At 51.1% G+C, this 23,313-nt stretch carries 19 protein-coding genes; 11 read left to right on the forward strand and 8 right to left on the reverse strand.

What is annotated here, in order from left to right; all coding sequences use genetic code 11:
* Window positions 1-18: 18 nt before the first annotated feature.
* The 3 genes from UNDYM_RS27170 to UNDYM_RS27180 form a co-directional block, all read right to left on the reverse strand.
* Window positions 19-483: a DUF494 family protein gene (locus UNDYM_RS27170; protein ID WP_162043936.1), complete on the reverse strand. Its 465-nt coding sequence runs from the start codon at window positions 481-483 to the stop codon at window positions 19-21.
* 76 nt (window positions 484-559) lie between these two features.
* Window positions 560-1,669: a DNA-processing protein DprA gene (dprA, locus tag UNDYM_RS27175; RefSeq protein WP_162043937.1), complete on the reverse strand. Its 1,110-nt coding sequence runs from the start codon at window positions 1,667-1,669 to the stop codon at window positions 560-562.
* A 12-nt stretch (window positions 1,670-1,681) separates the two neighbouring features.
* Window positions 1,682-2,779 carry a LysM peptidoglycan-binding domain-containing protein gene (locus UNDYM_RS27180; protein WP_162043938.1) on the reverse strand — a complete coding sequence of 366 codons (1,098 nt, stop codon included), beginning with the start codon at window positions 2,777-2,779 and terminating at the stop codon, window positions 1,682-1,684.
* Window positions 2,780-2,940: 161 nt separating this feature from the next.
* On the opposite strand from UNDYM_RS27180, the gene def reads away from it, so the two are divergent.
* The 4 genes from def (at window position 2,941) to UNDYM_RS27200 (ending at window position 5,878) form a co-directional block, all read left to right on the forward strand.
* Window positions 2,941-3,465 carry a peptide deformylase gene (def, locus tag UNDYM_RS27185; protein ID WP_162043939.1) on the forward strand — a complete coding sequence of 175 codons (525 nt, stop codon included), beginning with the start codon at window positions 2,941-2,943 and terminating at the stop codon, window positions 3,463-3,465.
* Entirely contained in the window at window positions 3,465-4,421 is a 957-nt protein-coding gene (gene fmt / locus UNDYM_RS27190; protein ID WP_162043940.1) for a methionyl-tRNA formyltransferase, read from the forward strand. The genes def and fmt overlap by 1 nt, the downstream gene beginning before the upstream one ends.
* A 207-nt stretch (window positions 4,422-4,628) precedes the next feature.
* A complete protein-coding gene (locus UNDYM_RS27195; RefSeq protein ID WP_162043941.1) occupies window positions 4,629-5,306 on the forward strand; it encodes a hypothetical protein in 678 nt (225 codons plus the stop codon).
* A 2-nt stretch (window positions 5,307-5,308) separates the two neighbouring features.
* Entirely contained in the window at window positions 5,309-5,878 is a 570-nt protein-coding gene (locus UNDYM_RS27200; RefSeq protein ID WP_197740957.1) for a FlgO family outer membrane protein, read from the forward strand.
* An 87-nt stretch (window positions 5,879-5,965) separates the two neighbouring features.
* Here UNDYM_RS27200 and nhaR read toward each other — a convergent pair whose 3' ends face one another.
* Window positions 5,966-6,877: a transcriptional activator NhaR gene (gene nhaR / locus UNDYM_RS27205; protein WP_162043943.1), complete on the reverse strand. Its 912-nt coding sequence runs from the start codon at window positions 6,875-6,877 to the stop codon at window positions 5,966-5,968.
* 163 nt (window positions 6,878-7,040) lie between these two features.
* On the opposite strand from nhaR, the gene UNDYM_RS27210 reads away from it, so the two are divergent.
* Together UNDYM_RS27210 and UNDYM_RS27215 are read left to right on the forward strand one after the other, a co-directional pair.
* On the forward strand, window positions 7,041-7,724 hold the full coding sequence (locus UNDYM_RS27210; protein ID WP_162043944.1) for a Bax inhibitor-1/YccA family protein: 684 nt from the start codon (window positions 7,041-7,043) through the stop codon (window positions 7,722-7,724).
* Window positions 7,725-7,727: 3 nt separating this feature from the next.
* Window positions 7,728-8,684: a TerC family protein gene (locus UNDYM_RS27215; RefSeq protein ID WP_304941410.1), complete on the forward strand. Its 957-nt coding sequence runs from the start codon at window positions 7,728-7,730 to the stop codon at window positions 8,682-8,684.
* A 77-nt stretch (window positions 8,685-8,761) separates the two neighbouring features.
* Here the strand turns inward: UNDYM_RS27215 and UNDYM_RS27220 are convergent, their stop codons facing one another.
* Complete coding sequence (locus UNDYM_RS27220; RefSeq protein ID WP_162043945.1) at window positions 8,762-11,101, reverse strand: DUF4214 domain-containing protein; 2,340 nt, start codon at window positions 11,099-11,101, stop codon at window positions 8,762-8,764.
* A gap of 265 nt (window positions 11,102-11,366) precedes the next feature.
* The gene (locus UNDYM_RS27225) at window positions 11,367-12,005 is read right to left on the reverse strand and encodes a response regulator transcription factor (RefSeq protein WP_162043946.1); all 639 of its coding nucleotides are present in this window, start codon (window positions 12,003-12,005) and stop codon (window positions 11,367-11,369) included.
* A 404-nt stretch (window positions 12,006-12,409) separates the two neighbouring features.
* On the opposite strand from UNDYM_RS27225, the gene metH reads away from it, so the two are divergent.
* Entirely contained in the window at window positions 12,410-16,159 is a 3,750-nt protein-coding gene (gene metH, locus UNDYM_RS27230; protein ID WP_162043947.1) for a methionine synthase, read from the forward strand.
* A gap of 76 nt (window positions 16,160-16,235) precedes the next feature.
* Here metH and UNDYM_RS27235 read toward each other — a convergent pair whose 3' ends face one another.
* Both UNDYM_RS27235 and UNDYM_RS27240 read right to left on the reverse strand, forming a co-directional pair.
* Complete coding sequence (locus UNDYM_RS27235) at window positions 16,236-16,535, reverse strand: hypothetical protein (RefSeq protein WP_162043948.1); 300 nt, start codon at window positions 16,533-16,535, stop codon at window positions 16,236-16,238.
* Between the two features lie 185 nt (window positions 16,536-16,720).
* Window positions 16,721-19,594 carry a TonB-dependent siderophore receptor gene (locus tag UNDYM_RS27240; RefSeq protein WP_162043949.1) on the reverse strand — a complete coding sequence of 958 codons (2,874 nt, stop codon included), beginning with the start codon at window positions 19,592-19,594 and terminating at the stop codon, window positions 16,721-16,723.
* Window positions 19,595-19,880: 286 nt separating this feature from the next.
* Between UNDYM_RS27240 and UNDYM_RS27245 the strand changes: the two genes are divergently transcribed.
* The 4 genes from UNDYM_RS27245 to UNDYM_RS27260 are packed head-to-tail and all read left to right on the forward strand — an operon-like array spanning window position 19,881 to window position 23,148.
* The gene (locus UNDYM_RS27245) at window positions 19,881-20,840 is read left to right on the forward strand and encodes a LysR family transcriptional regulator (RefSeq protein ID WP_162043950.1); all 960 of its coding nucleotides are present in this window, start codon (window positions 19,881-19,883) and stop codon (window positions 20,838-20,840) included.
* Between the two features lie 56 nt (window positions 20,841-20,896).
* Entirely contained in the window at window positions 20,897-21,916 is a 1,020-nt protein-coding gene (locus UNDYM_RS27250) for a transporter (protein WP_162043951.1), read from the forward strand.
* Window positions 21,917-21,955: 39 nt separating this feature from the next.
* Window positions 21,956-22,645 carry a nitroreductase family protein gene (locus UNDYM_RS27255; RefSeq protein WP_162043952.1) on the forward strand — a complete coding sequence of 230 codons (690 nt, stop codon included), beginning with the start codon at window positions 21,956-21,958 and terminating at the stop codon, window positions 22,643-22,645.
* Between the two features lie 35 nt (window positions 22,646-22,680).
* The gene (locus tag UNDYM_RS27260; protein ID WP_232063615.1) at window positions 22,681-23,148 is read left to right on the forward strand and encodes a DUF4440 domain-containing protein; all 468 of its coding nucleotides are present in this window, start codon (window positions 22,681-22,683) and stop codon (window positions 23,146-23,148) included.
* Window positions 23,149-23,313: the final 165 nt, after the last annotated feature.

Below are 23,313 nucleotides of genomic sequence, written 5' to 3' on the forward strand. Positions count from 1 at the left end.
ATTCCATTTAGGAAATGATTAGTGCAAAAGCCTGCCTGTGTTGTCGTCATCTGACAACAATAATTCATCAAACATCAGCATGTCAGGCTCGGCGCCCTGGCTCCACAACATCATCAAGACAATAATGCGCAGCTTATCCAGCGGCAGGGGTGACTCATTGACAACTAATGCCCTCTCAATCACGATTTCGCGTTGATTGGCATTCAGCAGCCCGGCAGATTCAAGAAATTGTATAAAACCCAGGGCTGGCGTACCCAGGGCAACAATTTCTTGCTCGGCATAAATCCTGAAGCCCTTGGAAACGGGGGCAGCCGCAGCTGGCTCTGCCGTATTCACGGCCAGACCAGTGAGCCAGTTCAGGGCTTCGGAAATTTCATCCTCAGGAAAGCCGACAGCCGACAATTTTTTAGTCAGCGCGGCCGTATCAGGACAGGCATCCGGACGGTAATAAGTTTCGTAGAGGTAAACAAGAATATCAAACATGCTGCTACTGTAGCCTTTGCAGCGATTTCAAACAAGCCCCTGCCAATTTGTCATCAGTGGGATTTTCAACTAACTATCAGGCAAGCCGGCGGTAGTAGCCGCCTGGCAAGGCTTCCAGTTGCCCGTTCAATTCCAGGCTCAGCAACTCTGTCGTCAGGCTCGCAATGTCTATACCTGTGCGGCTGGCCAGCACGTCCATGTGGACAGGGTCAAAACTGATTTCCTTTAACAGTCCTGCTTCAGATGCTTCCATAAAGCTGGCTTGGGGCTGAGCCTGGCTGATCGCAGTTTTTGTGTGGAATTGCAATTCTTCCAATATATCCTGCGCAGACTCGACCAGCTTGGCGCCCTGCCTTATCAACTGGTGACAACCTTTGGACAAGGGTGAATGGATGGACCCAGGAATGGCAAATACTTCCCGTCCCTGCTCTGCAGCCATACGCGCCGTAATGAGGGAGCCGGATTGTGCTGCCGCCTCTACCACCAGCACGCCTTTGGCCAGGCCAGAGATGATGCGGTTACGTCGCGGGAAATTGGGAGCCAGAGCTGGCGTGGAAAGTGAGTATTCACTGACAATACAACCGCCCTCGGCTATCAGATGGGCCAGATTCCGATTGCGCGCCGGATAGACTATATCAGCCCCTGTGCCAATGACGGCAATCGTGGAGCCAGGGCCAGTCAATGCTCCTTGATGGGCAGCAGCATCAATACCGGCAGCCAGACCTGAGCTGATGCACAGGCCAGCACTGCTTAAAGATGCAGAAAATTGCTCGGCATTGCGTATGCCTTGCACGGTAGCATTGCGGCTGCCGACCACGGCAAGCGTAGCTGCCTCCAGCAAGGCAGCACGGCCTTTGACATACAGCATCAGGGGTGGATCAGGGATTTCCAGCAAAGAGCGTGGGTAGCCAGCGTCTGCCAGTGTCAAGACAAGATTACCCGGCTGCTCCTGCCATGCCAGTGTCTTATCTATTTGCTCTTGAAAGCCAGGTGGACTGGCTAAAAGTGCTTTAGCCAGTCTCGGTGAAACCAGCTCACTGAGCGCGGCATGACTAGCAGCAAAAATCTGCGCAGGCAAACCAAAACGGGCGAGCAAACGGCGCGCTGTTTCATTGCCTACACCAGGCGTTTGCTCCAGCCTTAACCAGGCAATCAAGTCCTGGTGTGCATCCGGCACATGCTCCATCTACAAACGGTATTATCGTGGTGATTTGGCTGCGTCGCCCACTTTGACGATATCTTTTACCTGCATGATCAGACCATAAGATATATTGCTGAACACGCGGAAGATGAACAGATCACCAATAGGCTCATCGGGCAATTTGACCGATTTATTCGCATCTGTTTTGTCCTGTATCACTCTGCCGTAGTTATACAGAGTCAATACCGTACCCAGATTCAGACCATCATTCTTGCCACGGTTGATAGCGACAATCTGGTTTTGTCCAGCAGAACCGACGCCGCCATAGACAGACACGATACGGGCATCGACATCTTCCTTGGGGGGATGAGGTACATAGTTCAAAATTGGGGACGGAGGAATAGGCATCAGACGGTCACCTACTGCCATTTCCTGTTTTGAACGGACTACAGAGAAAGTATGTACATCACTTTCGTCATTGCCTTCACGTTCCAGTTTGACGGTGCCCAGATATTCCGCCTCATAAGCGATAACGGCCTTGGTGACAGGATCGTGCAATGGTTTGCCCGGACGGAAAACCTGGAAGGAAGTACCGCCATCAAGCTCACCACGGACATAAGCCTGTTCATACAGACCCAGGTTAACCCTGCCTTCTTTGGTAGCAATAATGCGTGGCGCTACTGCCAGGTCATTATCTTCCAGGATCAGCGGCTGGGACAGGAAAGGTTCAATCACGGAAGCAGGGATAGCCGGTATCGCATTCTCACCCAGACCCTGTACGCGTGATTTTGGATTCCACTTGACTGTTGGCACACCGCCGGGGTTGCCAAGGCGCAAACGGCCATTGACGCGGTCAAAATAAACGATCTGACCAGGATAAATCCAGTGCGGGTTCTTGATGTCTTCCTGGTTCATGCCCCAGACTACTGGCCAGCACCAGGGGTTTTTCAGGAACATGCTGGAGATTCCCCACAGTGTGTCGCCCTTGACGACGACATGCTTGTCCGGCGCTTCTGGCAAGAATTCGCACTTGGTTTTGCTGGCAACAGCCTGGGCCTGTGCGGTGGTTGCCTGTCCACCAGCAGCAAGCGCCCCGGTAGAAATCAGGGGAAGACTGACAGCGAAGATGGAAGCGATTGTGCTAAACTTTTTCATGAATAATATCCGATGCAAAATACTGCAATACCGCAAGTGAAGGCGCGCAGGCAGGCGCAATCTTGCAAAACTTGCCAAATTGAATCAAATTCTGCCCATAAATCCTTGAACTAGCAAGAAAAACTGCGCAATAAGCATCAAAGCTTGTTGTGAAAAGTCTTATGACGATACTAAATATACTGCGCTACCCAGATGCGCGCCTCCATAAAGTGGCAAAACCGGTAACACAATTTGATGAACGCCTGAAAACCCTGGTGGCCGATATGGCAGCCACCATGTATGACGCGCCCGGCGTTGGCCTGGCGGCTTCCCAGGTCGATGTGCACGAGCAACTGGTGGTCATCGACGTGTCAGAAACCAATGACCAGCTCCAGGTCTTCATTAATCCTGAAATACTCTGGGAAAGCGAAGAACGCAAGGTGTATGACGAAGGCTGCCTGTCGGTACCTGGCATTTATGATGGCGTAGAGCGCCCGGCCGAAGTCAAGGTGCGCGCCCTGGATGCCGATGGCAAATCTTTTGAAATCCATGCAACCGACTTGCTTGCAGTCTGCATACAGCATGAAATGGATCACCTCAAGGGCAAGGTGTTTGTCGAATACCTGTCTCCACTCAAGCGCAACCGCATCAAGACCAAGATGCTCAAGGAAGAACGCGAAGAGCAACGCAAGCGGGCTGAACGCTAATGCGCGTCATCTTCGCCGGCACGCCGGAATTCGCCGCCACCGCCTTGCAGGCCATTCATGCGGCCGGTTTTGAAGTACCACTGGTACTGACACAGCCAGACCGCCCGGCTGGCCGCGGCATGCAATTGCATGCTTCTGCTGTCAAGCAATTTGCCCTGCAGCACGGCATCCCTGTGGCACAGCCACAATCGCTGCGCCTGGATGGCAAGTATCCCGATGTTGCCAAAGAAGCACACGATTTGCTTAATAACACGCCGCACGATGTCATGGTAGTGGCGGCTTATGGCCTGATCCTGCCGCTCTCTGTATTAACTATACCGCGCCTGGGCTGCCTGAACATCCACGGCTCACTGTTGCCACGCTGGCGTGGCGCTGCACCTATCCACAGGGCGATAGAAGCAGGCGACACTGAGACTGGCATCACCATCATGCAAATGGAAGAAGGCCTCGATACTGGCCCCATGTTGCTGAAGCAAAGTATTGCCATTAAAGACACAGATACCACAGGCATCCTGCATGACAAACTGGCTGTCATGGGTGGTGAAATGATTGTTGCTACATTGCAACAACTAAAAGACGGTAAGCTCTCGCCTGTCGTTCAGCCCGAGGCTGGTGTCAACTACGCATCCAAAATCAGCAAGGAAGAAGCTGCACTGGATTTCAGCTTGCCTGCAGAAGTACTTGCAAGAAAGATACGTGCCTTCAATCCTTTTCCCGGCACCCATGCTCAATATGCGGAAACCACCCTGAAAATCTGGGGGGCGAAGCTGTTTGAAACAACTGGTAACCATAAACCTGGGCAAATACTATCGGCGAATGCAGAGCAAGGTGTTATTGTTGCCTGTGGCCAAGGCTCGCTCAGCTTGACCGAATTGCAAAAACCCGGCGGTAAACGACTTTCGGTAGCAGATTTCCTGCAAGGCCATGCTTTAAATGAAGGAAATTTTTTCAGTTAGCTGAAAAAATGAAGCAAAAAAGCTACAACTTTCCTTAATAAACAGTGGTCTGTGCACGATATCTGCGGGAATAGTTCAATTAATGCCTTGATGCAAGCAAAATCTTTGTTGCCTGCGGCTACTTGTTGTATTCTCTTACACTGAATTATTGCCATTTTCGTTTTCGATAACAAAAACTCTGACTAAGACCTAAAAAAAGGTGAGCTCATGAAGAAATTTCTTCCCATTGCCCTGGCAGCCGCGCTGTTGGCAGGTTGTGCAACTCCATACAGTGAAACGCCATTAGCAGGCAATTTCCCGACGACCACGCAAAACAAATTGCAAGCGGCGTCGCACTGGCTCGTCATCGCAAAAGATGTAGCAGAGCAGATCAAACTCGGAACCGACAAGATAGGCGCACCGGTTTATGTCGTACCACCAGAGAAAGACAGCCAGTTTACCCAGGCTTTCTATACCCAGATCATCACCTCCCTGGTGAATCAGGGCGTGGTTGTCAGGAAAATCAATGACGGTACAGCCCAGGTGATCAATATTGAAACACAGCTGGTACGTTTTTCTCCTGACCGCCATCAAAACAAACGCTTCACCAGCGTGACTGCGATAGGTGCTGGTATTGCTGCCGTGCATGGCCTGGGCATACCGGTCAAGACAGATGCGGTCCTTGGCGGCCTCGCTCTGGCAGGTGCTTATGACTGGACCAGCTGGGTCAATCAGGAATATGCCAGAGGCCGTACGCCTCAGCACGAGTTGATCGTAACGACATCTTTGGTAAAGAATTCACAATATATCGCCCGTCGTACTGACGCGTACTATGTTTCGGATTACGACTGGACGCTTTACAATAAAGACACTGATTTCAACTTCCGTGTTGTTGGGGGCCAATAATGATGAAAAGTGCAGCTCTCGTCATCGCTTCAGCCATTGCACTCAGTGCTTGTGCCAATCTGGGCCTGGGTAATACACCACCGCCTGCGGCAGCATCGCCAGTGCCAACCTGGAAAGATGCTGAATCCAATGAATTCATTCCGGCTAACCAGCGTGCAGCAGATGCACTGATCAACAATGCCGGTTTGAAGCTTGATCCTTCGCGTCCATTGATTATTGCTACTCTTGCCAATATCAACTTCCTCGAAGAGTCTTCTACCTTTGGCCGCATCATTGCTGAACAACTTTCGGGTCAGTTCACCCGTCGTGACTACAAAATGGTGGAAATGAAATTCCGCGACAAAGTATTCATGAAACAAAATGTCGGTGAATTGCTGTTGACACGTGAAATCAAGGATGTCGCGCAAAACCACAGCGCTCAGGCAGTGATCGTCGGTACTTATGCCGAAGGCGACAAACTGGTTTATGTGAACCTGAAACTGGTCAGGCCTAGTGACAATACCGTGATCAGTTCCGTTGATTACGCTATTCCTATGGATAAAAACGTCAAGACTCTGCTGGGTCGCCGTTAATCCAGGGCAGCTTCTTCAGGCATAAAAAACGACAGCATTGCTGTCGTTTTTTTTATTTCCAGCGCATTGCCACCAACATGGGGGACCTCATTCTTCCCCCATGGCAAACAGATCAATACGCGCCGCGCGGCTAATTGCCAGTACGGCAGGGTGGGTCAGCTTGCGCTGTACTGAAATGGCATAAAACTGTTCCCTGATTTCATCCGTCTGCCCCAGCAACTGCAGGTCATACTGGCGCATGATCATGTCGGCAACCACCGTCGGTGCGGCAAAAATCCCTGCCCCGGCCTGGCCAAAGGCGCTCATGAGCGCACTGTCATCAAATTCACCGGCGATACGCGGATGCAAACCCTGCTGGTCAAACCATTGCAGCAAACGGGCGCGCAAGGCCGCATCCTCACCCGGCAATAAAAACGGGGCTGCGTCCAGGTTTGCAGGAAAAGCCTGCGGATATTGCTGCAACAAAGTCCCGGTGGCAAAAAAACTGATGCCGCACTCCCCCAATTGATGGCTATAGCCGCGCACATTGGCACTGGCGGGCATGGGGCTGTCCGACATGACGACATCGAGCTTATGAGTAGCCAGGTCGGCCAGCAAGACTTCCAGCTTGCCCTCACGGCAATTGATGCGCAGGGTTTGCTCCAGCTTCAGGGCAGGTTCGAGCAAGCGGTAAGCCAGGGTCTTGGGCAAAGCGTCTGAGACACCCACCCTTAACTGCACGGTGCGCGCGGTGGGCCGGTGATGCAAGACCTCTTCCAGCTCCTGCCCCAGTGCAAAGATATCATCGGCATAGCTCAGGACCAGTTGCCCGGCCTCGGTCAGTTCCAGATTGCGCCCGCTCTTGCGGAATAAGGCTTCTCCCTGGATTTCTTCAAACAGACTCAACTGACCGCTGATGGTTTGCGGCGTCAGGTGTAATTGCTCACTGGCGCGGGAAATACTGCCAGTCTTGGCAACCATCCAGAAATAATGCAGATGCTTGTAATTAAGCTTGGACATATAGATTCATTCTTTATGACAATACATCGGTTTTTACGAACATATTTTCAATTATATTCGACTTTTCTTGTTTATCAGCAAGGCCTACACTATCGTTACCTTCTGTTGAGAAGGTGCAGCCATTTTGCACATATGCATGGCTTCAACATTTCAGGAGAAAAGCATGAAAATCTTGAGTCGTTCTGCCACAGATGCACAAACCGTCGCCTATAGAGACAGTAATGTCAGCTCTGGCCATAAAGTCTTGCGCAACACTTATATGTTGTTGTCCATGACGCTATTGTTTTCTGCAGTGACTGCGGCAGCAACGGTTGCCTTCAATATTCCCGGCCCTGGCATCTTGTTGACACTGGTCGGTTACGTTGGCCTGCTGTTTGCCACCACTAAACTACAAAACAGCGGCTGGGGTATTGCCTCTGTATTTGCTCTGACTGGTTTCATGGGCTATACCCTGGGTCCTATCCTGACACGTTACCTGGGCATGCCTGGCGGTACAGGTATCGTCATGACAGCGATGGCCATGACAGGTCTGATCTTCATGGGCTTGTCTGCTTACGTACTGATCAGCAAACGTGATTTCAGTTTCATGGCGGGCTTTTTGATGGTGGGCATGCTGGTGGCTTTTGTTGCCAGCCTGGGTGCGATTTTCTTCCAGATCCCTGCCCTGTCGCTGACGATTTCTGCCGTCATGGTCTTGCTGATGTCAGGCATGATCCTGTTTGAAACCAGCAACATCATTCATGGTGGCGAAACCAATTACATCATGGCGACTGTCAGCCTGTACGTCACCATCTTCAACCTGTTCACCAGCCTCTTGCAGTTGCTGGGCTTTATAGAGAAAGAATAAGAAATGATCCATTCCGTCGCTCAGCCCTGGATGTGGGCAGTATTTATCGCTTTTGTTCTACTCATGCTGGCAATTGACGTGTTGGCCCTCGGTGGCTCGCGCGCCCATAAAGTCAGCGTCAGGGAAGCGGCGGCGTGGTCATTGGTCTGGGTCAGCCTGGCCCTGATATTCGATTTTGGCTTGTGGATTTATTTATCTGACACGGTAGGCCGGGAAGTCGCGACGGCCAAGGCCATGGAGTTCCTGACCGGCTATGTCATAGAAAAGTCCCTGTCGGTAGATAATGTCTTTGTCTTCCTGCTGATCTTTGGTCACTTTGCCGTACCGCCGCAGTATCAGCGCAAGGTCTTGCTGTACGGCGTACTGGGTGCCATCGTCATGCGCATCATCATGATACTGGCTGGCAGCTGGGTGGTTACCCAGTTCTCCTGGGTACTGTATCTGTTCGGTATATTCTTGCTGGTCACAGGTTTTCGTATGCTGGTGGCGGCTGAAAAGGAACCTGACCTGGAAGCCAACCCGGTCTTGCGCCTGGCAAAAAAACTGCTGCCTTTCACCAAAGAGTTTCACCGGGAAAAATTCACCGTCAAGGTAGATGGCAAGCGCTTTTTCACGCCACTGTTCCTGGTGCTGATCCTGATAGAAATATCCGACGTCGTGTTTGCTGTGGATTCAATACCGGCGATTTTCGCGGTGACGACAGACCCATTCATCGTCTTCACTTCAAATATCTTTGCCATCATGGGCTTGCGTGCACTGTACTTCTTGCTGGCAGACATGGCTGACCGCTTCCATCTGCTGAAGTTTGGCCTGGCATTTGTGCTGATGTTTGTCGGTATCAAGATGCTCATCGTGAAGTGGATGCATGTACCGACCAGTGTTTCACTGATTGTTATCGGTCTCCTGCTCGGCAGCTCGATTATTGCCAGCCTGCTCACCAGCCGCAAAAAGGCTGACTGAACACCAAACCACTTCACTTAATTACGATTCCCCTTGGCACATCACAGCAAGACCGTGATGTGCTTTTTTTATTTATGTCAGAGCGCCACCAGTTCGTAGCCATGCTGGGCATGAGACTGTCCTACAATATCCACCACTACAGCACCGGGGGCAGGAGTTACTTGTGTATGTTCGTTTGCAAGTTCAGAATTGTCCGTTGCCAGAGCAGATGCAGACGTAAAATTGGTCGTCAGGTAAAGATTGCCCGAGCTTTCGATTGCCTTGCCATTTCTGTCCATCATAACGACAGAGACAATACCGCCTGATTTCACAATCGCCTGCAGTTGTGCAGAGTCTGCGGCACCCAGATCAAAGTCCACACTTGTGTCCGTCGACGAAATATAAGTGTCGCTGGCGACTATCTGTCCATTAATTTTTAAAAACGCTTTCTGACCAAAATAGTCCATCCCATTCATCGTCGCCTTGACCATTAAATTGGTGTTGGAACTATTGACGGTATTTGCGACTACTGTTCCACCAACGGGTGTCAGGCTGATGTTGGTCGCAGGTGTTCCATCCTTGTACCTGGAGTCATAGCCTATCTTATACTCATCCAGACGACTGGTAATCGAATATCCTGAAGCATTTGTCAGCACCAGACTCAGATTATGATTGGTAAAGAAATCTTCATAGACTTGCTTCGCAAGTGCTGTATCAAATACAAAATCCAGCATTTTATCGTTAGCACCAATGTAAGGAATCTTGGCAAGTGCAACACCATTTTCCATCAATACCGCAGAGCCACCAACATTGTGGCCTGCCACGATGGAATACTGGATTTCGTTGATGACAAAAGCAGCACCGGAAGGTGTATTGGCATAAGAGCGGATGTAAAGACCTTTGGTTGGCAACTCCAGGGGTACAGCCGCCGAACTCAATACCGTATGGCTTCCAAACTGATTGCTGCCCAGGCTAGGATTGTTGATACTGGGAATGACAGTGCCATTCTGATCTACCATATCGACCGAGACGACGCCGCCAGCATTGATCAGGTTTTGCACCTGTACACTGTTGGCGAAAAAGACATTAAAGTCGACAGAACGGTCCAGCGAAGAAATTGTATCGTCGATCGCCACGACCTGGCCGTTGACTTTCAAATACGCCTTACTTAAAAAATACTCAAGACCGTTTATGTCTGCCTTAACGTATAAATTAGCATTCCCTCCCGTGGAAGAAATACTTATATTAGTGGCAGGCGTACCGACTTTTCGATTCAGATTATTAAAAATTTGATAATCACTTAATTTGCTGGTCGTGGAATTCCCAGCCTGATCTGTCAGGACCAGGCTCAAATTTCTGGCAACGTAGTAATCGTTGTAAACCTGCTTCGCTATCGCAGGATCGATAAAGAAGTCCAGTGAACTCGCATTGGCACTAATATTGGAAATTTTGGCAACAACAGTATTATTTTCCAAAATAGCGGCTGTTCCCCCGGTCATTTGACCCGGAAGTATAGGGTAATGAATTTCCCCCATCACAAAGTCCAGACCTACAGGTGCCTGATTGACCCAGGTCGTTGTATAAAGACCGGTAGTTGGCAGTAAGGGTGGCGTAGTATCAAGTACCACAGGTGTTTGTGCCCCTACCTTGCCAGAGTTTCCAAAAATATCTGTTACCTTGATACCCAGAGATTTAGCACCATCTGCACCCCAGTTAATACCACCTGGAATATGCAAAACTGCTTTTTGTGCTGTCACCTCTGCCGTCGTCAAAATATGCGTCACCGGAATAGAGAAAGAGCTATTCCCGTTCATCAATTCGAGTTTGTAGCCCGTGGATAACTGTACGCCTTTCAGATCAACCACCACATCCATGCCCAGCATTCTCTCCATATCACTAATGCCGTTTGTCGCTTCTGCGATCTTCAGCGGCAGACTTGGGACCAAGCTGGGGGGCAATCCAGTTGCAGTCACACCAGACAAGATGCCACGCATGACTTCGAAGGTATAGGCGGAGCTATACAGATTGGCTTTTTCTACAGTGTTCAGGCTCGCCGTGAAGTTGGCAGAGAAATTAAGTTTATTTTGTATCGTGATGCCGTCAAGGCTGTCTGGTGTCGCGCCATTCAGGATGGCCAATGCTGCCGTACCCATATTGACGGCACGCGTATCGATTTGGGTTGCCCAGTATGTCAGACCAGCCGCATCTGGTGCCCGACCAAACAGGTTTTTGTACAAGGCAGTGACAACATCTGCGGTACTTTTCCCACCATAAGTCGCGACATATTCAACTTGCTCACTGAATGACTGGGCCAGGCCAGCAAGAGAAATCTTGTTACCATCCAATTGCCCTTCCCAGTAAGTCAAACCAGCCACATCGGCTGGACGGTTAAAGTAAGCGATATACAGTTTTTGTATGGTGCTGGCATTGATGCCCATGAGACGGCCTTTTCGATAAAAGATAAAAATACGGAAACGTGCTTGTGTCAGTTCCTGAGCGTGTGTTCTCTGGCTTTGCAAGGCGCGCAAAATCCCTGCCGCTTGGTGAATACGGCCAGAACGGAGGCAACAACGGAGAGCCAGGCTATGAACATCAGCCAGGATAGACAATGGCTTTGCCAAGCAGGCAGGACCAAATCAGCAATACCCTACATCTTGTTACTTACATATTGTAACAACTTTTGAAACAGTTGAAAGTAAGTACTCAGTTTTGATCTGGCGTGTATAAGCCAAGGCTGCGGGCGGCCAGTACGGCCTGGGTGCGGTTGACGACATTCAGTACCCGGAATATCGAGGTCACATGCATTTTCACGGTGATTTCTGCCAGGTCCAGGCGCAGGCCTATCTCTTTATTTGACAGGCCCTGGCAAAGCAGGATCAGGGTTTCTTGCTGCCTGGGTGTCAAAGCCAGCAGGGGTTCTTCCTTGTTGGCCTGTTTGCCACGCAAAGTGATCCATGGAGTCTCCAGCGCTTCATTGGCCAGTATCTTGCGCACCACTTCTATCATCAGATCCGTGGAGACTGCTTTGGAAATAAAGGCCTTGGCTCCGGCACGCAGGGCAGCATCGACCTCGCGCCTGTCTTCAGATGCGGAAACCACGACGATAGCAGCGTCGGCATAATGTTTACGTAGCGAACAGATGGCTTCTACCCCATTCATGCCTGGCAGACGCAGATCCAGCAAAATCAGGCGCAAACTGGTGTGAGTGGCCGACTGTGCCAGGGCCTCTTCTGTAGAAGTGACCGCCGCCACTTGTGCTTCCCCCAGCAGGTGACGCATGAATAGCAGCAAGGCATCACGATAAATCGGGTGGTCTTCAATAATCAGGGCAGAAATTTTCATCTGATTTATTGGCAGGAAGGCAAAAAGTAAACATCGTACACAGGTATTACCTTTAATTAATAGTGCAGACAGAATATTGATGCCGTCACTGCAATTCGGCAAGTAAAAACTGTTAGTTCAGATACGGTGTGGCTTGCAAACACGCTTCAATCAGTCTCCAGCCTTGGCCTCCGTGGTCTTTTTACCATCTCAATTGGCTTTTGCCAGGTCGTTTGTCTTGACAAAAAACCGACAGCGCCATGACCCGCCATACCCAAGCCCTTGATTTGACGTATAATTTACGCTTTCTTGCGCCGATTTGAGATTCAGATTGCGGGCGCGTAATAAGTGCTGCTAAAAGGACGTCGCCCGATCCGCCTGCACACACAAGCTGATCGGGTTTTGTTTTATTGCGAGTAAACATCATGACTACGACCCTGCCTGTATCTGCCCTCGAAACCCGTTTGCGCGAGATTTTGCAAAAGCGCATCCTGATACTCGATGGTGCCATGGGTACCATGATACAACGCTATAAACTGACTGAAGAAGATTATCGTGGCGAGCGTTTCAAGGACTTTACCGGCCCTGAAACCGTGCGTGAACTCTTCGTCAAGGGTAATAATGAATTGCTGTCGCTGACACAGCCGCATGTGATTGCCGAAATCCATGAGCAATACCTGGCTGCCGGTGCCGACCTCATAGAAACCAATACCTTTGGTGCGACGACCGTCGCGCAAGATGATTACCACATGGCGCACCTGGCCTATGAGATGAATGTCGCCTCAGCCAAAATTGCGCGCGCTGCCTGCGATAAATATTCAACGCCGGACAAACCACGCTATGTCGCCGGCGCGCTGGGGCCGACGCCAAAGACAGCATCTATTTCACCAGATGTGAATGACCCGGCTGCACGTAACGTTACGTTCGACCAGCTGGTGGCAGCTTACCTTGAGCAAACCCGTGGCCTGGTGGAAGGCGGTGCCGATGTGCTGCTGGTCGAAACCATTTTCGATACGCTGAACTGTAAAGCAGCGCTGTTCGCCATCGACCAGTTTTTTGAAGAAACCGGCACCCGCCTGCCCATCATGATTTCTGGCACAGTGACTGATGCCTCTGGCCGTATCCTGTCGGGCCAGACCGTACCAGCATTCTGGAATTCGGTGCGCCATGCAAAACCGCTGACCATAGGTCTGAACTGCGCCCTCGGTGCTGCCCTGATGCGCCCGTATGCAGAAGAATTGTCGAAGATTGCTGACACCTTTGTCTGTATTTACCCGAATGCCGGTTTGCCCAATCCCATGAGTGACACCGGCTTTGATGAATTGCCAGCCGATACCTCAGCCCTGCTGAAAGAATTTGCCGAAGCCGGTTTCATCAATATCGCCGGTGGCTGTTGCGGCACCACGCCTGACCATATCAAGGCGATTGCCGACATCCTGCAAAGCAAAACCCCACGCGACATCCCGACTGTACCGCCAGCGATGCGCCTGTCTGGCCTGGAGCCGTTCACGATTGATGAAAGCTCATTGTTCGTCAACGTGGGTGAGCGTACCAATGTCACCGGCTCAAAAGCCTTCGCCCGCCTGATCCTGAATGAACAATACGATGAAGCGCTGGCTGTCGCACGTCAACAGGTAGAAAACGGCGCGCAAGTCATCGACATCAACATGGATGAAGCCATGCTGGATTCACTGGCAGCGATGACACGCTTCTTGAATCTGATCGCATCTGAACCTGATATCGCCCGTGTACCCATCATGATCGACTCGTCGAAATGGACAGTCATCGAAGCAGGCCTGAAATGCGTACAGGGCAAGGCCATCGTCAATTCGATTTCCATGAAAGAAGGCGAAGCAGAATTCCTGCGCCAGGCCACGCTGTGCAAGCGTTATGGCGCGGCTGTCATCGTCATGGCCTTTGATGAAAAAGGCCAGGCGGATACCTATGCGCGCAAGGTGGAAATTTGCGAACGTGCCTATCGCCTGCTGGTCGACAAACTGGATTTTGATCCGCAAGACATTATCTTTGACCCGAACATTTTCGCGGTCGCGACAGGTATCGAAGAACACAATAATTACGCCGTCGACTTTATCGAAGCCACGGCCTGGATACACAAGAACCTGCCCGGTGCCAAGATCAGCGGCGGTGTCTCAAACGTGAGTTTTTCTTTCCGTGGCAATGACCCGGCACGTGAAGCGATACACACGGTATTCCTGTATCACGCCATCAAGGCGGGCATGACCATGGGCATCGTGAATGCCGGCATGGTCGGTGTGTATAGCGAGCTGGATGCGGAATTGCGCGAGCGTGTCGAAGACGTGGTGCTAAACCGTCGTGAAGACGCGACCGAGCGCATGATAGAATTTGCCGCCACATTGAAAGCTGGTGGCAAGAAAGAAGAAGCCACTCTGGAATGGCGCAATGACCCGGTAGAAAAACGCCTGGCCCATGCGATGGTGCACGGCATCACCAACTGGATCGTCGAAGATACCGAAGAAGCCCGTGCTGCCATCATGGCCGACGGTGGCCGCCCTATCCAGGTCATTGAAGGCCCGCTGATGGCGGGCATGAATATCGTTGGTGACCTGTTTGGCCAGGGCAAGATGTTCTTGCCGCAGGTGGTCAAATCTGCCCGCGTCATGAAGCAGGCAGTGGCCCATCTTATCCCCTTCATCGAAGAAGAAAAGAAACGCAGCGGTGACAACAAACCCAAGGGCAAGATCGTCATCGCTACCGTCAAGGGTGATGTGCATGACATAGGCAAGAACATTGTTACCGTGGTCTTGCAGTGTAATAATTTTGAAGTGGTCAACATGGGCGTGATGGTGCCCTGCTCAGAAATCCTGGCCAAGGCCAAGGCAGAAAATGCTGACATCATAGGCCTGTCCGGCCTGATCACACCCTCCCTCGAAGAAATGGCTTATGTCGCCAAAGAGATGCAGCGCGACCCGCATTTCCGCATGCTCAAAATCCCGCTGCTGATCGGTGGCGCGACCACCAGCCGCGCCCATACTGCGGTGAAGATTGCGCCTAATTATGAAGGCCCGGTAGTGTATGTCGCCGACGCCTCGCGCTCAGTGTCGGTTGCTCAATCACTGCTGACACCGGAAAGCCGTGACCAATACGTCGCTGAACTCGGTAGTGATTACGACCGCATCCGTACCCAGCATGCGAATAAAAAAGCCACGCCCATGGTCACGTTGGCACAGGCACGTGCCAACAAGATGAAAGTGGATTTCACTGGCAGCAATGCACCAGTCAAACCCAAATTCATAGGCCGCCGCCTGTTCAAGAATATTGATCTGGCGACGATAGCCAATTACATAGACTGGGGCCCGTTCTTCCAGACCTGGGACCTGGCTGGCCCTTTCCCGGCGATATTGACTGATGAAGTCGTCGGCGAAGCTGCCACCAAGGTATTTGCCGAAGGTCAGGCCATGCTGAAGAAAATCATCGAAGGCCGCTGGCTGACGGCGAATGGCGTGGTATCCCTGCTGCCTGCCAATACCGTCAATGACGACGATATAGAAATCTATACTGACGACACCCGCAGCCAGGTAGCGCTGACTTATTACGGCACCCGTCAGCAAACCGAGAAACCCATCATCGATGGCGTGCAAAGACCTAACCAGTGCCTGGCTGACTTCATCGCGCCAAAAGACAGCGGCATCAAGGACTATATAGGCATGTTCGCAGTCACCGCTGGCCTGGGCATAGAAAAGTATGAAAAGCGCTTTGAAGATGCGCATGATGACTACAGCAGCATCATGCTGAAGTCACTGGCCGACCGCCTGGCCGAAGCCTTTGCCGAATACCTGCATGAACGCGTGCGTAAAGATCTGTGGGGTTATGTCGCTGATGAAGCCTTGAGCAATGAAGAGCTGATCAAGGAAAACTATAAAGGCATACGCCCCGCCCCTGGCTATCCGGCCTGCCCGGAACATACGGTCAAGACTGAGATGTTCAAGCAGATGCAGTGTGAAGAAATCGAGATGTACATCACCGAATCATGGGCCATGATACCGGGTGCGGCAGTATCGGGCTTTTACTTTGCCCATCCTGAGTCGAAGTATTTTAGCGTGGGCAAGATTGCTGATGATCAGGTCACCGATATGGCAAAACGCCGTGGTGTGCCCAAGGAGGAAGTGGAACGCTGGCTGGCACCGAATTTGTAAGCACCAGGGGACCGGAGTCTGGCCCTGATTCCCTCAACTAGCATCCTGTGGCCTGCTGCAGGATGCTGTATAAAACTTAGCCCATTTCCCTGACTACTATCGTAGTCAGTTCGCTGGCAACCTCGGGGTCAAAGCCCTCTTCCAGCAAGCGCCACTTGAAACTATTGCCGAGCTGCGCTTTTTTATAGACGTTCAAACGGTGATCCCGTTTAAATTCCAGTACTTTGATTGCCGCCTGCTGCATGACTTTCTGGCGTTTGGCCACGGTCTTGTCTTGCTTTTTTTTGGCCATTTCCAAGGGTATTTCCTTGATGACAAATTCAGCAAGCTGCAGACCGAACGCTTTTTCTTCTTTTGTACTGAACCAACTAAACATGGCGTGCTTTCTACTTGTATAAAAATCCAGCCCATTGCCACGCTGCCTTGCCTGCGTGCGCGTGTAAGCTGGTTTACCAGAGACAGATGTCTTAAATGCCCTGATTATACTGAAACTTTGTCAGGCTTAATAAAAAACAGGGGCCTAGGCCCCTGTTCTTATATTACGTCTTGCACTATTGCAGATTACTTGAATACGTAACCTACGTTCAGACGGAATGCACGGCCATAAGCATTGTGCAGGCTGTCGTTGTAACCACTGGTTGTGTAGCTGGAGCTTGGATCATAAGGTGCTTTGGAATCCAGAGCATTCAATACACGCAGACCGATAGTCAGGTCTTTGATACCTTTGTAGGTGTAACCCAGATCCACTGTAGTCCAGCTGGCGACTGCGCATTCAGGTACATAAGTCAGGTATTTCGCAACGCCACCCAGGGATGTCGCTGTGGAAGGCTGGCCAGTACCGTAGTGGCAGTAAGACACTGGGTAAGTTTCAGCCGCGTTGGTGTAACGCATCAGGGATACGCCACCAGTGAAGTTGATTGCACCATTGACTGTGTGGTTTGCCTTGGTCCAGGAAGAAGACAGGCTTGCACGCAGACGTGGAATGTCGCCAACGCTGGTAGAGAAGTTGGAGATGCCGCCACGTGTACCAACCAGGTTAGTTTCTGGATCACCCGGTTTTTCTGCACGACGGAATTCTATCGTGTAGGAAGTACGGAAACGTGTATCCAGTTTACCGTTGTCGCCGAGGTTATTGCGCAAAGCCATTTCGACGTCAACACCACTGACTACGGTACTACCCTGGTTGACGTAGTTACGCAACAGGGAGATCAACGGGCCAGAATTAGGAACGACGTTACCATTCTTGTCTTTAACGAAATTGACAGGATTGGTGTCACGGATCACTGTGCCTGGATAAGCATCTTGATTATTCAGGATCAGAGTGGATGACAGGGCTGCAACTTCATCTTCCTTGCGGATATTGTAGTAGTCAACCAGGATGTCAAAGTCACGTGTAGGTGACAGAACCATACCCAGGGAGAAGCTGCGTGATGTTTCTGGCTTCAGGTTAGGGTTTTGACGGATCAGGGTAGAAATACTTCTGGAGCAATCTGTATTGTCTGCGCCTGTCAATGGTGTTTTACCATCCGGGCAGCGGATAGGATCAGCCAGGCCGTTCAGGAAAGTCTGCGTACCACCTGCTGTAACCTGTACCAGTGCTGGTGCACGGAAACCTTGTGCATAAGTGGAACGGAAAGCCAGGGAATCATTGACTGTCCATTTTGCGCCGATTTTTGGTACGAAATTGGTTTTGAAGCTAGGGTATTTGTCGATACGGCCAGCGAAATCCATTTCAAAGTTTTTCAGGAACGGTGTACGTACTTCAACGAAAGCAGAAGTAACGTTACGCTGACCCTGGATGAACTGGTTAGCCAGACCCAGAATCTGACCAGAGCTGGTCAGGTTGTCTGGTGTCAGTGTCATTTTTTCCTGACGGAATTCAACACCGGAAGCAAAACCGATAGCGCCGCCTGGCAGGCTGCCGAATTCTGTGCTGGCCTTGAAATCAGCCTGGGCGATTTCAGCTACGCCAACGCTCTTCAGTGGGCGGCTCAGGTTAGGCTGTTTGGCAACATCAGCCAGAGACATGTTCTGGTTGATCAGCTTTTGCACTTCTGGCAGCAACAGGAAGCCGTTAGCGATATCAGTACGCTCGGAACGGTTCCACAAAACGCCAGTTTCCCAATCCCAGGTCTTGTATGTGCCTTTCAGGCCAGATGCAAAACGCAGGGCTTCATTGGTCGTGTTGCTGCCACCAGCGATGTTTTCAAAGCGGTAGACAACAGCGGCACGGCTGGTTGGGAATGGATTGTCAGGATGACCGACCGGCAAGATAGCCTGGAATGGTGTACCTGCGCCTGACAGGGCAAATGCTGTGGATGGCGTACGGCCATCGATAGTACGTGAACCACCTGTGTAGTCACGGTCTGTCTTGGTGTAGGCAACTTCAGCAAATGCGGACAGGGTATCGTTGATCTGGTAGATACCACGTGACATCGCGCTGATGTCCTGGCCTGCGCCTTGTACTTCAGCAAAGTCGTCGAGGTTGTAGTTACAGAACTGACGGCCATACAGAGCACTTGTCGTAGCGATATTGTATTGGGAACCACCTGTGATCAAACGGGATGGGTCGCAATTGGTGCGGTTGACGACGTTGGCATCATTGGCTGAGAAGAATGTGCCGCTACCTGGAGTACGCTCACGGTAGAAGAAAGGCTGGTTACTCGCGAAGCTGGAGTAAGGTGACAGACGGCTGTTGAGCACGCTGTACAGGTCTTTTTCTACGTCGTTGGCATCCTTGATGGCAACGCGGTCACGCTTGGATACTTCAGCACTGACAGTGATGTTGTAACCGTCTTGTGCGTAGTTACCAAAACCGGCAAAACCACTGATGCTTTTTTTCTTGAACTGGTTGTTGTCATTAGCACCAATGCTGGCATTCATTTGTATGCCCTGATAATCGCTCTTGGTGATGAAGTTGATAACACCGGCGATAGCGTCAGAGCCGTAAACTGCAGATGCACCATCCTTGAAGATCTCTACGCGTTCCAGCATAGACAAAGGAATGCTGTTGATATCGTACAGTGTCGATTGACCTTGATTAGGATTGGCATAAGCCGATGGCGTCATACGACGGCCATTCAACAAAATCAGCGTGGAACTGGAACCGAGGCCACGCAGGGATGCTGTCGCTACGCCGCGGGAAAAGCCGCCATCAACTGCATCGAATGCGCTGCCGCTGCCCAGGGCAGGGATAGTGCGCAGCAATTCAGCAACAGATGTTGCACCGCTCTGGCTGATATCTTTTGCCGTCAGAGTCTGGATAGGAGAGGTACCTTCTTTATCAATACGCTTGATGTGGGAACCAGTGACTTCAATTTTTTGAATTTTTTCTGCTGGCTCTGTCTGCGCGTGAGCATTGACGAGCATACTGCCAGACAACATTGCCAGTGCCAGCTTGACAGCATAAGCACATTTCTTCTCTTGATAAAACATCCAGAATCTCCTTGGTGGAACATGAACAGGTAAAGCCTGCAAAGACGGCAACAATCGCTTAAGTCTCTTGAACTGACTTGAGGTTTCGCGGTCGAACCTAAACGTTGCTTAAACAATGTGCATATCGTCTTGTTTTTACGCGACAGGGTTTTGCAAAAAGCCTGTGGTTTTCCACAGTCCGCGCAACACTAACAATTCGATACACTTTGTTGCATCTCAGAATGATCCCATTACAATTTCATTACCGTCCAATGAGAATTTCACAAAAACGTATATAATTATCGTTATGATTGATACCTTACCCATAGAAAAGTACTTCGCCCGGCAACTCAAGATCAAGCATCTGCGCCTGCTGGTAGAACTGGCGGATAAGCAGACGGTTGCTCAGGTTGCGGCGACTTTGCATGTCAGCCAGCCGGCTGTTTCCAAGATGCTGGGTGAAATGGAAGAAGGAATAGGTGTCAAGTTATTTGAGCGTGCTGGCCGTGGTATAAAACCAACACCCTCTGGCGAATGTCTTATCAGACATGCCAGAGAAGTTTTATTTAATTTACAAAAAGCACATCAGGAGATGCGTTCGCTGGCTACCGGCACGGTCGGCAAAGTCACGGTAGGCATCCTCAGTGTGGTCTCGACCACCATCATTCCCAAGGCGGTGAAGATACTCAAGGCCAGCTGGCCCAATGTCACCTTATGCATCATGGATGGCACGGTCGATCAGCTCTTGCATGAACTGCGCGAAGGCAAGATAGACATGGTCATAGGCCGTGTGTTTTCTGAACGTGCGGCAGAACACCTGCAGGAAGAAGTCTTGTATGACGATCCCCTGGTCATCGTCACCTCCAGCAAGAACCCGCTGGCAAGACGCGATAACCTGACCTGGATGGATTTGAATAACCTGCCCTGGATTTTGTCGGTAGAAGAATCACCGACGCATCAGCGCATGATCAACCTGCTGGCCAAGAACGGTTTGAACAAACCTACCGACGTCATTGAATCGGTATCGCGCTCAGTCAACGTGCCTTTGCTGATGGAGCCACCACGCCTGGGCTTGTTGTCGCTGTCGGCGGCCCGTCAACTGGTGGCGGAAGGTGTCTTGCAAATCCTGCCCCTGAACCTGGGTCACCTGCCCAGTCCGGTAGGCATGATATGGAACAAGACCCGGCCTTTGTCACATGCCGCCCTGACCTTCCAGGATTGCATACGCCAGGCTTCGCAATCCTACAAAAACATGCTGGTAGGCTAAGCATGAACATGCTTGGCTGATTTACAATGTGTCCAGTTTCTTCGCCTGGACAGCAAATGCAAACAGATCACTTGTCGTATGGTTCAGATCAGTCGGGGCTGATTTGTGGCTATGTTTTTGCACATGAACAGCCAGGCAAGCCCCTGGACACCAAAGAGGCAGTCGAATGGCTGCAATCGCGGCACAGCAGCCGCGATGATTCTTTCATCTGGCTGCATTTCAATTTATCCAATGTCGCTGCGGAAAAATGGCTGCGCGAACATGCGTCCCTGCCGGACGAGTTTTTCGAAACCCTGCATGAAGGCTCACGTTCTACCCGCATAGAACACGCTGACCATAGCCTGATCGCGGTCGTCAATGATGTCTTGCATGATTTTGCCTTTGAAGCCTCGGACATCGCCACCCTGTGGCTGAATGTCAGCAGCAATGTCATGATCAGCGCCAGGCGCAAACCCCTGAAGTCGGTAGACCGGTTGCGCAATGCGGTGAACCAGGGTGAACATTTCAGCTCACCGACAGAATTACTGACCCATTTATTGCGTGACCAGGCTGATGTGCTGATAGGCATAGTGCGCAATGTCATCAAGAAAATCGATGACATCGAAGATCACCTGCTGGCCGACCGCCTGAATCACAAGCGTGCGAATCTCGGCGAGTTGCGCCGTGTACTGGTGCGCCTGCAAAGATTGCTGGCACCTGAGCCTGCCGCCCTGTTCCGCCTGCTGCAAAGACCACCAGTCTGGGTGGCTGAGCGTGATGTACAGGAGTTGCGTCAATCGACAGAAGAATTTGCCGTGGTGCTCAGTGACATGGCTTCTTTGCAGGAACGCATCAAGCTCTTGCAGGAAGAAATTGCCGCCAGCGTCAATGAACAGAATAACCGCTCATTGTTCGTGCTGACGATCGTCACCGTGCTGGCCCTTCCCATCAATATCATCGCCGGCCTGCTCGGCATGAATGTGGGTGGCGTGCCCTTAGCGCAACATGAAAATGGTTTCTGGATCGTCGTTGCCATCGTGGCGACGTTTACTGCGATTGCCGGTTGGCTTGCATTCAGGAAAAACCGCAACGATTAAAGCTGCCCTTCCCTTCCACCAGTATTGCAAGGAAAAGCCATGAGCAAACTTTCATTCAATCAGGGATCGCCACAGTTCATTCCGCTATCGACTTATCAGTCCTACCCGGAAACTGAAATGCTGGCACGTGCGCAAAGCTTTTACGAGGACATGAAAAGGCGCAAGACCATACGCGAATTTTCTGACAGCCCCGTACCACGCGCCGTCATAGAAACCTGCTTGCTGACAGCAGGTACAGCACCATCAGGTGCCAATCACCAGCCCTGGCATTTTGCCGTGGTCACCAACCCCGCCCTGAAGCACAAGATACGCATAGAGGCAGAGATAGAAGAGCGCGAGTTTTATGACAGGCGCGCGCCACAGGAATGGAAAGATGCGCTGGCGCCGCTGGGCACGGACGCAGACAAACCTTTCCTGGAAACTGCCCCTTACCTGATCGCCATCTTTGGGCAAAAAGCCACACTCATGGATGACGGCAGCGCTGTCAAAAATTATTATGTGCCTGAATCTGTATCGATTGCGGCTGGCTTTCTGATCTCAGCCCTGCATCAGGCTGGCCTGGCAACACTGACCCATACTCCCAGCCCCATGGGATTTTTGAACCAGTTGCTGCAAAGACCAGACAATGAAAAACCGTATATTTTGCTGGTAGTTGGCTATCCGGCAGAGCATTGCCTGGTGCCGAATATACAAAAGAAGCCACTGGAGCAAATTGCCAGCTTCTTTTAAACCTGTAAGCTGATGTCCATCTGAAGGGGTTTCTTATGACTGCCATTTATTCACGCCTGCTGCTGGCCGCCAGTCTGCTTGCCGGCATGGTTATCAGCCTGGATACCCATGCCGCTGATGATCATGCAGAACTGGTCAGACAGGTCATGCAAACTGAGACCGCCTTCGCCAGGACCATGGAAGTGCGTGACCACAAGGCTTTCACTGAATTCCTGGCGGATGAAACCATCTTTTTTTCGACCAAAAAAGTCTTGCACGGCAAACAGGAAGTAGCAACAGCCTGGAAACGCTTTTATGAAGGCCCTGCCGCCCCTTTTTCCTGGGCACCGGAAACAGTAGAAGTGCTGGAATCGGGCAAGCTGGCACTCAGCAGCGGGCCGGTACGTGACCCGCAAGGCAAACTGGTGGCGAGCTTTACTTCCATCTGGCGGCAAGAAAGCCCTGGCGTCTGGCGCATCATTTTCGACAAGGGAAATGATGTCTGTGATTGTGCCAAGCCTTGAATATGGCAAGACCCCTGTTTTTGCATCAAAACCAGCACAATTTGAGCATAAAACCCACATTCAAGCCGGAATTGTAGGCAGACACACAAAAAGCTGATGTAACATGCAGAATAGTGCTGCGCGGAATGCATGCCGCGCCCAGGCAGCATATAGGCTGAAAAACGA

Origin of the sequence: Undibacterium sp. YM2 (genome assembly GCF_009937975.1) — a bacterium.
Lineage (GTDB): Bacteria > Pseudomonadota > Gammaproteobacteria > Burkholderiales > Burkholderiaceae_D > Undibacterium.

Excerpts from the sequence above, each read along its gene's own strand:
- UNDYM_RS27170 (WP_162043936.1), bottom strand. The coding sequence starts at position 483 with ATGTTTGATATTCTTGTTTACCTCTACGAAACTTATTACCGTCCGGAT.
- dprA (WP_162043937.1), bottom strand. The coding sequence starts at position 1,669 with ATGGAGCATGTGCCGGATGCACACCAGGACTTGATTGCCTGGTTAAGG.
- UNDYM_RS27180 (WP_162043938.1), bottom strand. The coding sequence starts at position 2,779 with ATGAAAAAGTTTAGCACAATCGCTTCCATCTTCGCTGTCAGTCTTCCC.
- def (WP_162043939.1), top strand. The coding sequence starts at position 2,941 with ATGACGATACTAAATATACTGCGCTACCCAGATGCGCGCCTCCATAAA.
- fmt (WP_162043940.1), top strand. The coding sequence starts at position 3,465 with ATGCGCGTCATCTTCGCCGGCACGCCGGAATTCGCCGCCACCGCCTTG.
- UNDYM_RS27195 (WP_162043941.1), top strand. The coding sequence starts at position 4,629 with ATGAAGAAATTTCTTCCCATTGCCCTGGCAGCCGCGCTGTTGGCAGGT.
- UNDYM_RS27200 (WP_197740957.1), top strand. The coding sequence starts at position 5,309 with ATGAAAAGTGCAGCTCTCGTCATCGCTTCAGCCATTGCACTCAGTGCT.
- nhaR (WP_162043943.1), bottom strand. The coding sequence starts at position 6,877 with ATGTCCAAGCTTAATTACAAGCATCTGCATTATTTCTGGATGGTTGCC.
- UNDYM_RS27210 (WP_162043944.1), top strand. The coding sequence starts at position 7,041 with ATGAAAATCTTGAGTCGTTCTGCCACAGATGCACAAACCGTCGCCTAT.
- UNDYM_RS27215 (WP_304941410.1), top strand. The coding sequence starts at position 7,728 with ATGATCCATTCCGTCGCTCAGCCCTGGATGTGGGCAGTATTTATCGCT.
- UNDYM_RS27220 (WP_162043945.1), bottom strand. The coding sequence starts at position 11,101 with ATGGGCATCAATGCCAGCACCATACAAAAACTGTATATCGCTTACTTT.
- UNDYM_RS27225 (WP_162043946.1), bottom strand. The coding sequence starts at position 12,005 with ATGAAAATTTCTGCCCTGATTATTGAAGACCACCCGATTTATCGTGAT.
- metH (WP_162043947.1), top strand. The coding sequence starts at position 12,410 with ATGACTACGACCCTGCCTGTATCTGCCCTCGAAACCCGTTTGCGCGAG.
- UNDYM_RS27235 (WP_162043948.1), bottom strand. The coding sequence starts at position 16,535 with ATGTTTAGTTGGTTCAGTACAAAAGAAGAAAAAGCGTTCGGTCTGCAG.
- UNDYM_RS27240 (WP_162043949.1), bottom strand. The coding sequence starts at position 19,594 with ATGTTTTATCAAGAGAAGAAATGTGCTTATGCTGTCAAGCTGGCACTG.
- UNDYM_RS27245 (WP_162043950.1), top strand. The coding sequence starts at position 19,881 with ATGATTGATACCTTACCCATAGAAAAGTACTTCGCCCGGCAACTCAAG.
- UNDYM_RS27250 (WP_162043951.1), top strand. The coding sequence starts at position 20,897 with ATGCAAACAGATCACTTGTCGTATGGTTCAGATCAGTCGGGGCTGATT.
- UNDYM_RS27255 (WP_162043952.1), top strand. The coding sequence starts at position 21,956 with ATGAGCAAACTTTCATTCAATCAGGGATCGCCACAGTTCATTCCGCTA.
- UNDYM_RS27260 (WP_232063615.1), top strand. The coding sequence starts at position 22,681 with ATGACTGCCATTTATTCACGCCTGCTGCTGGCCGCCAGTCTGCTTGCC.